This is a genomic window from Idiomarina sp. UBA4520, from assembly GCF_002388365.1.
Taxonomy (GTDB): Bacteria; Pseudomonadota; Gammaproteobacteria; order Enterobacterales; family Alteromonadaceae; genus Idiomarina; species Idiomarina zobellii.
In genome coordinates this window covers 239,738-252,545 of sequence record NZ_DGMK01000011.1, presented here as the reverse complement: position 1 = coordinate 252,545, position 12,808 = coordinate 239,738, and the positions used below count along the sequence as shown (strand labels likewise).

General features: G+C 46.4%; 11 protein-coding genes and 2 tRNA genes. 6 read left to right on the top strand and 7 right to left on the bottom strand.

Annotation, left to right across the window (positions count from 1 at the left end):
- Nucleotides 1-12: 12 nt before the first annotated feature.
- The 3 genes from B3850_RS04880 to B3850_RS04870 all read right to left on the bottom strand — a co-directional run bounded on the left by B3850_RS04880 (nucleotide 13) and on the right by B3850_RS04870 (nucleotide 2,098).
- Nucleotides 13-89: transfer RNA gene (locus B3850_RS04880), tRNA-Asn, on the bottom strand.
- A 26-nt stretch (nucleotides 90-115) separates the two neighbouring features.
- Nucleotides 116-192: transfer RNA gene (locus tag B3850_RS04875), tRNA-Asn, on the bottom strand.
- A gap of 718 nt (nucleotides 193-910) precedes the next feature.
- Nucleotides 911-2,098 carry a pyridoxal phosphate-dependent aminotransferase gene (locus tag B3850_RS04870; protein WP_286873439.1) on the bottom strand — a complete coding sequence of 396 codons (1,188 nt, stop codon included), beginning with the start codon at nucleotides 2,096-2,098 and terminating at the stop codon, nucleotides 911-913.
- A gap of 135 nt (nucleotides 2,099-2,233) precedes the next feature.
- Here B3850_RS04870 and B3850_RS04865 point away from each other — a divergent pair, with 135 nt between their 5' ends.
- From B3850_RS04865 to B3850_RS04850, 4 genes are all read left to right on the top strand, one after another.
- The gene (locus B3850_RS04865; protein ID WP_286911460.1) at nucleotides 2,234-3,592 is read left to right on the top strand and encodes an MATE family efflux transporter; all 1,359 of its coding nucleotides are present in this window, start codon (nucleotides 2,234-2,236) and stop codon (nucleotides 3,590-3,592) included.
- Nucleotides 3,585-5,618, top strand: coding sequence for an excinuclease ABC subunit UvrB (uvrB, locus tag B3850_RS04860; RefSeq protein ID WP_058578769.1), 2,034 nt, complete (start codon nucleotides 3,585-3,587; stop codon nucleotides 5,616-5,618). Before B3850_RS04865 ends, uvrB begins: the two co-directional genes overlap by 8 nt.
- A gap of 108 nt (nucleotides 5,619-5,726) precedes the next feature.
- Nucleotides 5,727-5,945, top strand: coding sequence for a DUF2061 domain-containing protein (locus B3850_RS04855; protein ID WP_100691741.1), 219 nt, complete (start codon nucleotides 5,727-5,729; stop codon nucleotides 5,943-5,945).
- Complete coding sequence (locus B3850_RS04850; RefSeq protein ID WP_286873443.1) at nucleotides 5,875-6,408, top strand: DUF2919 family protein; 534 nt, start codon at nucleotides 5,875-5,877, stop codon at nucleotides 6,406-6,408. The genes B3850_RS04855 and B3850_RS04850 overlap by 71 nt, the downstream gene beginning before the upstream one ends.
- On the opposite strand, the gene B3850_RS04845 is transcribed toward B3850_RS04850, so the two are convergent.
- Nucleotides 6,405-7,268 carry a DMT family transporter gene (locus B3850_RS04845; RefSeq protein WP_286873446.1) on the bottom strand — a complete coding sequence of 288 codons (864 nt, stop codon included), beginning with the start codon at nucleotides 7,266-7,268 and terminating at the stop codon, nucleotides 6,405-6,407. The two genes, B3850_RS04850 and B3850_RS04845, sit on opposite strands and share 4 nt — an antisense overlap.
- Before the next feature lie 102 nt (nucleotides 7,269-7,370).
- Here B3850_RS04845 and B3850_RS04840 point away from each other — a divergent pair, with 102 nt between their 5' ends.
- Nucleotides 7,371-8,264: a LysR substrate-binding domain-containing protein gene (locus B3850_RS04840; protein ID WP_286911459.1), complete on the top strand. Its 894-nt coding sequence runs from the start codon at nucleotides 7,371-7,373 to the stop codon at nucleotides 8,262-8,264.
- A 44-nt stretch (nucleotides 8,265-8,308) separates the two neighbouring features.
- On the opposite strand, the gene B3850_RS04835 is transcribed toward B3850_RS04840, so the two are convergent.
- The 3 genes from B3850_RS04835 to B3850_RS04825 form a co-directional block, all read right to left on the bottom strand.
- A complete protein-coding gene (locus tag B3850_RS04835) occupies nucleotides 8,309-8,530 on the bottom strand; it encodes a TM2 domain-containing protein (RefSeq protein ID WP_126751698.1) in 222 nt (73 codons plus the stop codon).
- 95 nt (nucleotides 8,531-8,625) lie between these two features.
- On the bottom strand, nucleotides 8,626-9,315 hold the full coding sequence (locus tag B3850_RS04830; protein ID WP_286911458.1) for an aspartate/glutamate racemase family protein: 690 nt from the start codon (nucleotides 9,313-9,315) through the stop codon (nucleotides 8,626-8,628).
- A gap of 81 nt (nucleotides 9,316-9,396) precedes the next feature.
- The gene (locus B3850_RS04825) at nucleotides 9,397-10,677 is read right to left on the bottom strand and encodes an acetyl-CoA hydrolase/transferase family protein (protein ID WP_129497373.1); all 1,281 of its coding nucleotides are present in this window, start codon (nucleotides 10,675-10,677) and stop codon (nucleotides 9,397-9,399) included.
- A gap of 205 nt (nucleotides 10,678-10,882) precedes the next feature.
- Between B3850_RS04825 and B3850_RS04820 the strand changes: the two genes are divergently transcribed.
- Nucleotides 10,883-12,721, top strand: a complete 1,839-nt coding sequence (locus tag B3850_RS04820; RefSeq protein WP_286911457.1) for a methyl-accepting chemotaxis protein — start codon at nucleotides 10,883-10,885, stop codon at nucleotides 12,719-12,721.
- Nucleotides 12,722-12,808: the final 87 nt, after the last annotated feature.

The following is a 12,808-nucleotide window of genomic DNA, read 5'->3' as shown; positions in this document are numbered from 1 at the left end:
GGGCTTGGAACTTGGCTCCCCAGGTTGGATTCGAACCAACGACACATGGATTAACAGTCCACCGCTCTAACCAACTGAGCTACTGGGGAATAGATAAGTTTCGTTAACGTTGTATTGGCTCCCCAGGTTGGATTCGAACCAACGACACATGGATTAACAGTCCACCGCTCTAACCAACTGAGCTACTGGGGAACAACGTTCAACGGCTGCGAATATTAAAGCTACTGCCTGAGACTGTCAACTGTTCCATTAAGGTTTTTTAGGGAAATATGACTGTCTGCTGAAAAACTCAACAATTTAGGAAAACAGGGTACTTTTTGTGAAAATATCGTCTATACCTCACGGAAAACAATGTCAAGCTTTGGTCATAATCTCTGCTATAACATAAGTGATAAGTTGATCGCTGAAGTGATTATCCACAGATCACTGAGTTGCCCAGTAGATAACGGCTACAGGATCTTATCCACGGAATCTGTGGATAACCCTGTGCTTAACTCTGTTAAATAATACGGTTTATGCGGTGTCGAGCGCAATTTAAGCGATGGTTAAAAATTACCTAGATAAATATATATCCTTTAAAATTAATGGCTTATATAAATTCGGTGAACAACTGTTCAGTTTGGTGGTTTGTTCATCAGGCAATGCTTGCAGAATCAGCAACTTGTGTATTTCTTGGTTAAATTGATTGAAATTTGGTCCCGTTTAACATCAAATTTCTGCGTTTTTTCTCTTGACTTCTTGTAAGTCATTTAACTAAAAGGCACGCAAAGGATCGCAGTAAATTTTGTTAATTTGTAATAAAAGCGTCAAACGAAAAGAAGTAGGAAATTGAGGAGATACGTATTACTGGGCGGAAAAAGCAAAAGGGTTTTGGCGCTTACATTGCTGTTTAGCACCAAAACCCTATTTTTTATAAGTTTTCTGCAAAAGATTTAATGCGTTTGACCGCTTCTTTTAGCGTGTTGAGGTCAGTTGCAAAAGACAGACGGCAATAGCCTTCAGCGCCAAAGGCCGAGCCTGGCACTAACGCGACATTAGCATCAGAGAGTAATTTCTCACAAAACGAGACGTCGTCCTTCGTTCCTGCTTTTTCCATCAGTTTTTCAATGTGTGCAAACGCATAGAAAGTACCATCTCCGGGCACACAGTTTATGCCATCAATTGCATTTAAGGCGTCGACTAAATAATCGTGACGTTCTTTGAATGCCGTTACCATTGTCTTTATACAGCTTTGATCGCCATCGAGAGCCGCAGCGGCAGCATATTGGCTGATACTGGCCGGGTTAGATGTGCTTTGCGACTGCATTTTTTTCATGGCGGCAATAATAGGTGCAGGACCAGCAGCATATCCAATTCGCCAGCCTGTCATCGCATAGGCTTTGGAAACGCCGGTAAGAATAACCGTGCGATCTTTTAGATCGGGAGCAACCATAGGCAGGTTAGCAAATGGCGAATCGGACCATAAAATGTGCTCGTACATATCGTCTGTGGCAATTAGCACATTCGGATAGTCTCTTAATACGTCTGCTAACGCTTTCAATTCTTCCGCAGTGTAGGCAGTCCCCGCCGGGTTTGACGGACTATTAATGAACATTAAGCGAGTTTTATCGGTTAATGCACCACGCAGCTGCTCTGCGGTAATTTTAAAACGTTGATCAATACCGGCTTGTACGATAACCGGGGTGGCACCTACCAGTTTTGTCATATCTGGATACGATACCCAGTAAGGCGCAGGAATAACGACTTCGTCGCCTGGGTTTAGCCAAGCACTAAGTAAGTTATAGATGCTGTGCTTACCACCCGATGAAACAATAATTTCGTTACGTTGGTAGCTTAACTGATTGTCTCGCTCTAACTTTCTAATAACGGCATCTTTTAGCTCAACAATACCATCGACCGCGGTATATTTTGTCTTACCTTCTTTAATGGCTTGAATGGCGGCGTCTTTAACAAATTCTGGCGTATCAAAATCAGGTTCTCCCACACCCAAACCAATAACGTCTTTGCCCTGTTGACGAAGCTCATTGGCTTTCTGAGTCACCGCTAATGTGGGTGATGGTTGAATCGAATTAATACGGTCGGAGAGTTGATAATCCACGTTCAGATCCTGTTTTTTTAGATAGAGGAGAATTGCCCAATACTATACGGATTAGGGCGGTTAAAGTCTATTCTCCGTAGCCACAAACAGCGGTCTGAGTTACACTACTGGGCTACTTAACTGAGGAGGAATAGAATGGCAGCTGCCGACGCATCACGAAGTCTTATCAGCGCGCCGGTAGGACAGAAGCTTTGGGAAATGACCTGGCCTGTTATTTTCGGTGTGGCCACCCTTATCAGCTTCAATGTTGTCGACACCTTCTTTATCAGTTTATTGGGCACAGACCCTTTAGCGGCTGTTAGTTTTACCTTTCCCGTTACCTTTACAGTCGTCAGCCTGGCCATTGGCCTGGGGATAGGCACTTCCGCTGTCATTGCCAGAAAGTACGGCTCTGACAGACCCGATGAAGCCCACTTTGACGGTTTCTCTGCACTTTCTGTATCGGCTTTATTAGTTGCTGCACTAGCGGTTATAGGTTATGTCCTCATGGAACCTATTTTTAGCCTATTGCAAGCCCAGCCGAGGCTGATGCCTATAATTCGTGAATATATGAGCTTGTGGTTCTTTGGCTGTGTCATGCTGGTGACACCAATGGTGGGAAACGCGGTTTTACGGGCGGCAGGAGATACCCGGACACCCTCATTAATAATGGCGTCCGGCGGCCTTGCGAATGCTATTTTTGACCCTATTTTAATCTTCGGCTGGGGACCTATACCCGCCATGGGTGTTGAAGGCGCGGCCTTAGCTAGCGTTATTTCATGGTTTAGTGGTGTGTTACTGGTGTTTTGGCTACTCAGTCGAAATAAGCTGGTGTCTTTTACGCCAGCCAACGGTCTGAACTTTTTGGCGGCTTGGGTGAAATCCGCAAGAGAGGTTTTAAAAATTGGTATGCCCGCAGCCGGTGCGAATATGTTAACGCCCTTAGCAATGTCAGTAATGACCGCCATAGTTGCGGCTTATGGCGCCCCTGCCGTTGCTGCGTTTGGAGTTGGGTCGCGTTTAGAGTCATTGGCAAGCGTTATTATATTGGCTTTATCGATGTCACTGCCGCCGTTAATCAGCCAAAACTATGGTGCCGACAGAATTGATCGTGTGCAGCAGGCGTATCGTACTGCATTAAAATTGGTGCTGATTATTCAGGCTGTTATTTACTTGCTGATGTTGGTTACAGCGCATTGGATAGCGATGGCTTTTGCCGAAGAAAAGACGGTGGCCGACATTATTAAACTCTTTATTTATATTATGCCGTTGGGTTATGGACTACAGGGCGTAATTATTCTGACAAACTCTAGTTTTAATGCGGTGCATAAACCGATGAACGCATTATGGCTTAGCATTGTCCGCTTATTTATCTTATTTGTGCCCTTGTCGTACTTAGGCAGCTTACTGGCGGATTTAACTGGTCTCTTTATTGGCGGTGTTGTGGCAAACCTGCTAACGGCGACCATTGCCTACGTGTGGTTTTCAAAAGAACTCAGGAGGGAGCATGGCTAAGTCATTTCAGTTGGTTTCAAAATACAAGCCAGCCGGCGACCAGCCGAAAGCCATTGAAAGTTTGCTCGACAATTTGGATGCAGGCTTAGCTCATCAAGTCTTACTGGGGGTTACTGGCTCAGGTAAAACCTTCACTATGGCCAATGTAATTGAACGTTCTCAGCGCCCGACTTTAATACTCGCACATAACAAGACGCTTGCCGCACAGCTTTATGGAGAAATGAAAGAGTACTTCCCGAACAACGCGGTGGAGTATTTTGTTTCTTACTATGACTATTATCAGCCAGAAGCTTATGTGCCGACGACCGATACCTTTATTGAGAAAGATGCTTCCATTAATGACCATATAGAACAAATGCGTCTGTCGGCAACGAAAGCGTTGATGGAACGTCGGGATGTTGTCCTGGTGGCGTCGGTGTCGGCGATTTACGGTTTGGGTGACCCTGAGTCGTACATGAAAATGATGCTGCATTTACGTCGCGGTGACATTATTGACCAGCGCGATATTTTGCGTCGTTTAGCCCAACTGCAATACAAACGTAACGACGCCGCTTTTGAGCGTGGCACGTATCGCGTTCGTGGTGAGGTCATTGATATTTTTCCGGCAGAGTCGGAGGAAATGGCGGTACGCGTTGAGTTGTTTGACAACGAAGTTGATAGAATCAGTTTCTTCGAGCCACTGACAGGCCAGGTCACAGAAAAAGACGTTGCCCGCGCAACGATTTACCCGAAAACGCACTATGTGACGCCTCGGGAAGTATTGGTCAAAGCCATTGATAAAATTAAAGACGAGCTGAAAGACCGTCGCGATATATTACTGAAGCAAAATAAGCTGATAGAAGAGCAGCGCATCAACCAACGCACTCAGTTCGATATTGAAATGATGTTAGAGCTTGGTTACTGCTCGGGCATTGAAAACTACTCCCGTTACTTGTCCGGGCGCGCGCCGGGCGAGCCACCCCCGACATTGATGGATTATCTGCCGGACAATGCCTTACTTATTATTGACGAGTCTCACGTAACAGTGTCGCAAGTTGGCGCTATGTACAAAGGCGACCGTTCACGTAAAGAAAATCTGGTGGAATATGGGTTCCGGTTACCGTCTGCGCTGGATAACCGTCCGTTAAAGTTTGACGAGTTTGAGGCCATAGCGCCTCAGACCATCTACGTATCCGCAACGCCCGGTAAATACGAGCTCGAGCGAAGCAGTAACGAGGTGGTTGAGCAGGTTGTTAGACCGACTGGTTTGATCGATCCAACCATTGAAGTGCGCCCGGTCGCGACGCAGGTTGACGACTTGATGTCGGAAATTCGTTTGCGCACAGAGCAGGGCGAGCGCGTATTAGCGACAACCTTAACCAAAAAAATGGCGGAAGATTTATCCGATTACTTGGATGAGCATGGAATCAAGGTTCGTTATTTACACTCGGATATCGATACTGTTGAGCGCATGGAAATTATTCGTGACTTACGATTAGGCGAGTTTGATGTTCTGGTCGGCATTAACTTGTTGCGTGAAGGTTTGGATATGCCGGAAGTGTCGTTGGTGGCTATTTTAGACGCAGACAAAGAAGGTTTCTTGCGTTCAGATCGCTCATTAATTCAAACCATAGGCCGGGCGGCGCGTAACGTGAATGGTAAGGCCATTTTATATGGCGATCGCATTACCGGATCTATGCAACGTGCTATTGAAGAGACCGAGCGCCGCCGTGAAAAGCAGATTGCGTTTAACAAAGAGCATGGCATAACGCCGAAAGGCTTGAATAAGAAAATTACCGATGTCATGGATTTGGGGCAGGGCAGTGCGCCTGCTCGTAAGAGTAAAGCGGACAAAGCTCTGGCGGAAGTCGCCTCAGGCTATGATGCCCGCACGGTGGTGATTAAAGACACTAAGTCGTTATTAAAAGAAATTGAGAACAAAGAGAAGCAAATGTATCAAGCAGCGCAGGATCTCGAGTTTGAGAAAGCCGGTCAGTTGCGAGATGACATTGCACAGTTGCGAGAACAGCTAAAACGCGCCGTATAATTTGCCCGTAAGCGCATTGATGGTAGCGAACAGCTTTATCGGTTTTATCTGTTAGATATAAACCTCCCAATCGATCAGAATAAAATAAAGGTCATGCGGGAGGAATCTATGAAAGACGCAGCGAAAACCGTTTCATTTGGTATTATGCATTTTACCATCGCGTTTAGCGTTGTATGGTTAATGACAGGTGACGTGGTTCTTGGGGGCGCAGTGGCGCTGATAGAACCGTTAGTAAATACAGTAGGTTATTATTTCCATGAAAAAATCTGGCAGCGCACAGACAAGCGCCGGACAACAACTGTACGAGAAAGCACGTTACTTGGATAAAGAGGGCAGAGCGAGCTTTCCGCTCTCGCTCCTGCTTGTCATTTTGTTTCAAATGCGCGGTTATGTGGCTGGCATTATTTCCATCACTTTCACGGAAGACCGCACTCGACTTCTCAAACTCTTCTATACCAACACCGAGCAGTTTGGTGTCATGTTATTGGTGGGCTTACCCGCTTTAGTTGTGCTTTTAGCAACCGCTTTTGCGGCTGAAGATGACCGCAACTGGGCAAATGCTGTCATGCGATTTGCCCAGCCGTTATTGATGCTTTCTTTACTGGTTGATGCGGTACTCATAGGCTGGCTTTTTGTCGAGAGCTATGGGGCGTTCTCGTTTGGACGTGCCGCCATTGTCTTTGGTTGGTTTATTTGTATTTGGTATTTATTAAACTCTCGCCGCTGGCGCTTTTACCGTATGCATTTGGCCAACAGAGAGCCAGCTGACCCAACAGCAGAAAAGAGTTAGACTTTCTGACTCGGTGTTTTCGAACGAGAGTTCATTGTGGTTAGTACTGTTAATGGCACCACAATCAACATCGAGCCGATGTAAAAGCGCATATCGGGTTGCTCCGCAAAGAAAACAACGCCGAAGAATACCGCTCCAAGTAGCCCTGTATATTCCGCGCTGGTTACCTGGTTACTGTCCGCTGCGCGGTAGGCATAAACGCAGGTTGCTGCATAAATCATTGAGAATAAACTCGAGCCCACCGCAATGAGCAGAACATTCCAGTCGAACGGGGCAAACTCAATCAGCGCCAGTATGAGGGCGGTTGGAATACCCAGCAAGTTTGTCAGGTATAAGGTGTCAATAATGCCGTGTTGCGTTGGTAGCTTCTTAATAAGCAGGTTGTTAAGAGCCAGCGTCGTCGCTACCACCAGCGCCGCTAACGCAAAGATATTGGCGCCGGTCGGGTTCAAGATAACCATAACACCCACCATGCCTAACGCCGCTGTGACTAATGAGATAATGGTTACTCTTTCTTTAAATAGCAGGCGTGCAAAAACGACCGTAATTAATGGTGCTGCATAGAAAATAGCGTTAGCGGTTGCCAGCGGCAGCGTCGTTAAAGATACCACCATAAAGACTGTACCAATTAAAAATATGTGCGCTCGGGTTGCGTGCCAGCGCAGGTTTTTAGGCAATAGGGGTCTGCGGAAGTAAAGAATGACCGGCAATAACAGAAGCGTTGCGCTGAGCTGACGGAACAGCACAAATTGAAATGGCGCTTCAAAACCGTCAAGCAGCTTAATCAGAGAGTCAGACAGAATGACCACGTTATTGCCAAGAACCAACAACAATACCGCTAATATTAGGGAACGATCCATACCAACACCTCCGTTAAACTGTTTGAAAGTGTGAGTATTGTACGAAAAGCCTTTTATAAAATATAATGATATTAAATAATCAATTCATGAGAAATATAGATAATGAGTGTTCCGTTCCGAGCGATACATTACTTTGTGGAAGTGGCCCGCTTGCAGAGCTTTTCTCGTGCGGCCGAGCAGTTACATGTCTCTCAAAGTGCGGTCAGTCATCAGGTTAAATTATTAGAGTCTTATCTAGATAAACCACTATTTGTCCGCAAAGGCCGCACAGTCATGCTTACCGCGGTTGGGCAGAGCTATTTTCAGGAAGTGGTTGGAGCGTTAGAGCTGGTTGAAAGCGCAACGCGCAATGTTAAAGAAAATGACACGCGTCAGGTACGTTTGGCCATTCACGGCTCATTGGCAGTTAAGTGGTTAATCCCTGCACTTGATGACTTCAGAGAGCGGTATCCAAATATTGATTTAACCTTGCAAATGCTGACTCAGGACGGTCAGTTTGACAGTCAGTGGGCGGACTGTTTCATTACGACACAACCGCCGGGTACTGGGTATCAGCGCTATCATTTGTATGATGAAACATTGAAGCCTTATTGTTCAAAAGCGGTTTGGGCGGAAGCGCATCGCATTACTGACCCTGCTGAGTTGGCTCGTTTTCCTTTGCTTTCAGCAATTTCTGCTTTCGCAAACGGAAAGCCGGGTACCGACTGGCAACGTTGGTTCGAAAAGGTGTCATTACGACTCCCTAAAAATGCGAAAGTGCATCACTTCAGTCATTTATTGTTAGCGGCAGAGGCGGCTAAATACGGTCAGGGCATTGCGCTTTTAAATGAATTTATGACCACCGAAGAAGAACGGAAGAATAGTCTCTTTGAATTGCCTTTTCACAGTATTCGTACAGACGACAGCTTCTATTTTGTTTATCCGTCATCAACCGCAAAAAGTCCGGGTTTAGAGGCATTGGGCGACTGGTTAGTGACGCTGTGCAGAAACCGGTAAGAAGAGAAGCGTGCGCGGGGCACGCTTTATGTCGGCTTTATGGCTTATTGTTTAACCAAGCGACCTTGCTTATCGCGGAAGCCACCAACCAGAATAACGATAAAATCGATAAGCGTCCAAAGACCAAGGAAACCCAGGGTTAGAAGCATTAAAATGCCAGTGCCTACCTTGCCAACGACAAAGCGGTGAATACCTAAACTACCCAGGAAAAAGCAAACAATCGCCAAAACAACGCGACTATGCGGACTGACTTCTGCAGGATCCATAAAAAGCTCCAATTGTTGTTATATCCTAAGGTGTTAATTAACGAGGAATTAACACCTTAATAATATGCAGGTAAGGGCTCTTTGATTCAAGGTCTTTAATTTAGCATCCAATCAGCTATGGCTTGGCAGTGAACTTCAGTGGTGTCAAACAGTGGCAGTTCAGAGTGCTCTTGCTGTACGAGCAAGCCGATTTCTGTGCAGCCCAAAATAACGCCTTGTGCGCCGATGTTAGCTAAACTTTTAATAATCGAAAGATATTGCTCACGAGCCTCGGCAGAAAATTTGCCACGGCAGAGTTCTTTAAAAATGATGCTGTCTATTGCTTTGCTGTCACTTTCATTGGGTATCAGGACTTGAATACCTTGCTGCTCAAGGCGCTCTTTATAAAAAGGTTGTTGCATAGTGAAACGAGTGCCTAAAAGCCCTGCACGTTCAACCCCGTTCTTTTTAAGATGGTTGGCCAGAGCATCAACAATATGGATAAGCGGAATGGAAACGGCGGCCTCAATTTCAGAGGCGACTTTATGCATTGTATTGGTTGCGATAACAATACATTCGGCCCCGGCCTTGTCCAGTTGTCTGGCTTTAGTCACAAGGGCACTTGCGGCGGTATTCCAGTCGCCCCTGCTCTGCATTTCTTCAATAGGCGCAAAGTCGACACTGGCAAGTATGAGCTCAGCGCTGTGTAGGCCGCCTAAGCGCTCATTAATCAATTGATTTAAACGCCGATAATAAGTACTGGTGGACTCCCAGCTCATACCGCCAATAATGCCGACTGTTTTCATCACCGCCTCCGCTAATGTGCATTAAAAGTAGCTTACAGTAGCTAAGGTGTGAAGTTAATGCGCGATTTAGACAGAATTTATCTAGGTTATATTCAATCCCCAGTCGTCATAAGCCGCTTTTGCAAGCTCCTCTCGGAATTTCGGGTCGGCAATATGAATCAGCTCGCGCGCTCGTTCGCTCATACTTTTAGCGCGTAAGTTAGCGACGCCGTGTTCGGTGACAATGTAATGCACATGGGCGCGAGTTGTGACTACGCCAGCGCCAGGAGCAAGCAGAGAGCTAATGCGCGACACTGTTCCGCCACAGGCCGTTGAAGGCAGAGCAATAACCGAACGACCACCTTCCGACAAACTGGCACCGCGCACAAAGTCCATTTGACCGCCAACGCCCGAGTATATTTTAGTGCCAATAGAGTCTGCGCAAACCTGACCGCTCAGGTCGACCTGAAGGGCGCTATTTATCGACATAACCTGTTTATTCTGGCGAATAACCGAGGTGTCATTGGTGTACTCAACATCAAGGAAGAAAACTTCCTGGTTGTCATCAACAAAGTCATAAAGTGCCTGAGAGCCCATGGCAAAAGTGGTGACAATGCGGCCACGGTGCTTACGTTTGCGGCTGTTATTTATGACGCCACGCTCAACCAGCGGTAATACGCCGTCAGAGAACATTTCGGTGTGAATGCCTAAGTCTTTGTGGTGATGCAGGCAAGCCAATGTTGCATCTGGTATTGCGCCAATACCCATTTGCAAACAGTCACCGTCATCAATAAGACCCGCAACACGCTCTCCAATTTTTTGTGTAATGGGGTTTTGTGCTGGTTGCTGGTGCAATGGAATAGGGGCAGCTTCTTCAAAGTAGCGATCAAATCGTTTTAAGGAAACTAGCGCGTCGCCGTGCGTCCGTGGCATGTTGGGGTTTATCCAGGCAACCACTTTTTTCGCAACTTGTAGTGCGGCCCGGGTTGCTTCAACCGAGATACCTAAACTGCAATTACCGTGTTTATCCGGCGGTGATACTTGAACGATAGCCGCATCCAGAGGTTGCTCGCCTGAGCGAAATAACTTGGGAATTTCAGAGAGAAAAATGGGCACATAGTCGGCGAGTCCTTGATTAACGGCCTGCCGGGTTGAGGCGCCGACAAAGAAAGCACGTTGGCGAAGATGTCCTTTAAGCTCAGGGTCACAGAGTATTTCACTGTATTCTGTGTGCAGCTGCAGTAATGTCAGGTCTTTTCGTTGCTTTGCGACCTCTTTCAGGCCTTCCAGCAGTTTGTATGGCGTTGCCGCCATTGACTGACACCAAATAACATCACCATCGTTAATAATAGAGAGCGCCTCTGCAGCTGAATTAACTTTCATTACTGCTTCCTTTTTAAGCGAGAAGTATTGAGCGAGATCAGAAGTATAACCGCTTTACGTGTGAGGGTATTTACCCAGTAAGTGATACTTATTTTGCAAGTCATGCGATGGTAATAAAAGGTTCATATCATTAACAAAATTGATCATTGCGGAACTGTTGACCACTGTCTATTATTCCGCCATTTTTTACTGTTAGGTGTTCGCTATGTCAATTCGTAATAAGCTCCTTTCTGTCGGGTTGGTCGCTACTGGCGCTTTTATTTTACTGCTGGTTCTGATGATGGTATTTCAGTCACAAGTGAGTGACTTACATCGTGCGAGTGAGCTTCGAGAGTCCGTACACAATAGCTTGCTGCAATTGCGCCGTGCGGAAAAAGATTTTCTGTTACGAATGGATAAGAGCTACGCAGACAAGTTAGCTCAACAAGCTACCGAAACTGACAATCGGCTTGAGCAGCTTAACGCTCTGGTTGATGATAAAACTTCCTCTCAACTTATTGCACAGTTAGAAAGCCAGGTAGAAGGTTATAGCAAAAACTTTGAGCGCTTAGTCAACGCATTTGAGCAGCGTGGGTTAAATGAAAATAGTGGTGCTTATGGCGCGCTGCGCTCAGCAACTCATGAGTTAGAAGAAGCGATTGATACCGCCGGACGTACTGAGCTTTTGGTTACTTTGCTGCAGGTTCGTCGCAGTGAAAAGGACTTTATGTTGCGCTTTGACGACAAGTATCTCGGCAGGGTAGAGGGATTGCTGGATGAACTGAAAAAGGAGTTGTCTGCAACACCTGAGCTCGCGTCAAAGGTTGATGCGTATCGCCGTGATTTTGATCGTTATGCAACGCGCTCAAAAGAGATAGGACTTGATGAAGAGTCAGGAATTAAAGGCGAAGTGAGAGATGTTGCGAGCAATATGGAAGCCTCGCTTGATCAGTTAGATAAACAGCTAAGTGACTTGCTGCAGTCACGTCAGGCAACCATGAAGTGGGTACCTGTCGTTGTATTTGCTGTTATCGCACTCATTGTTATTGCTATGTTGGTCTGGGTGATACGTTCTATTAATAAGCCGCTGAATCAATTACGTAAAGATATGCACAAAGTTCAGCGAAGCAATGACTTAACGCTGTCCTCGGAGAAGTTCCGTGATGACGAACTCGGTGATTTAGTTGATAGCTTTAATGAGTTGCTCACGTACTTCCGTGGTGTTATCCAACAAATAAATCAGTCTGTCGAAACGGTAAATAGTCTCACACAGCAAGTATCTAATACAGTGACTCATACCTCACAAAACCTGGATATGCAGTCGCATGAGGTTGATCAGGTTGCTGCTGCTATTAATGAGATGGGCAGCACGGCTCACACTATTGCTAATGACGCAGAAGATACCGCCGAGCAGGTAAACAGTCTGTCTGAACAGGCGAAACATGGTAGTACCTCGGTGCAGGCTGGTGTTGAGAAAGTGCGTTACCTGGCAGAACGATTGAACAGTAGCGTAACCGAAGCGAATACCTTGGCAGAGCGCAGTGGCTCTATTACACAAATTGTGACGGTGATTAACGGCATTGCTGAACAGACGAATTTGTTGGCGCTGAATGCGGCAATTGAAGCGGCAAGGGCTGGAGAGCAGGGGCGTGGCTTTGCCGTAGTGGCAGATGAAGTTCGTACACTGGCCTCCCGCACGCAGCAGTCTATTGGTGAGATAGAGTCAATTACTAGTCAACTGAACCAGCAAACGCAGGTTATTGTGAAGACCCTGCAAGAGTGTAATGAGCTGGGTGAAGAAAGCGCGCAACACTCGACTGAATCCGATGAACTATTCAACCGCATTCATACTGAGCTAGTTAAAATTAACGACCGCTCGGCCTCTATTGCTACCGCGGTTGAGGAGCAGTCTGCGGTTGTGGATGAAACGGCAAGAAATATTACCCGAGTACGCGACGCTGGCGTGGAAGCGGTAAATGATGCACAGTCAAATGCTGACGCAGTCACTCAGGTTCGTCAACAAACTGAGCAGCTGCGCCAGGCGGTTATAAAGTTCACCGTATGATATGACGTATCACGCGGTCAGATACTTCGCATGGAAGCGAAGCTGAGCTTCGATAAATGACGAGATGAAGTAATAGCTGTGGTCATA

Coding starts and splice junctions, on each gene's coding strand:
- B3850_RS04865 (WP_286911460.1), top strand. CDS start 2,234: ATGGCAGCTGCCGACGCATCACGAAGTCTTATCAGCGCGCCGGTAGGA.
- B3850_RS04840 (WP_286911459.1), top strand. CDS start 7,371: ATGAGTGTTCCGTTCCGAGCGATACATTACTTTGTGGAAGTGGCCCGC.
- uvrB (WP_058578769.1), top strand. CDS start 3,585: ATGGCTAAGTCATTTCAGTTGGTTTCAAAATACAAGCCAGCCGGCGAC.
- B3850_RS04830 (WP_286911458.1), bottom strand. CDS start 9,315: ATGAAAACAGTCGGCATTATTGGCGGTATGAGCTGGGAGTCCACCAGT.
- B3850_RS04845 (WP_286873446.1), bottom strand. CDS start 7,268: ATGGATCGTTCCCTAATATTAGCGGTATTGTTGTTGGTTCTTGGCAAT.
- B3850_RS04855 (WP_100691741.1), top strand. CDS start 5,727: ATGAAAGACGCAGCGAAAACCGTTTCATTTGGTATTATGCATTTTACC.
- B3850_RS04820 (WP_286911457.1), top strand. CDS start 10,883: ATGTCAATTCGTAATAAGCTCCTTTCTGTCGGGTTGGTCGCTACTGGC.
- B3850_RS04835 (WP_126751698.1), bottom strand. CDS start 8,530: ATGGATCCTGCAGAAGTCAGTCCGCATAGTCGCGTTGTTTTGGCGATT.
- B3850_RS04850 (WP_286873443.1), top strand. CDS start 5,875: ATGAAAAAATCTGGCAGCGCACAGACAAGCGCCGGACAACAACTGTAC.
- B3850_RS04825 (WP_129497373.1), bottom strand. CDS start 10,677: ATGAAAGTTAATTCAGCTGCAGAGGCGCTCTCTATTATTAACGATGGT.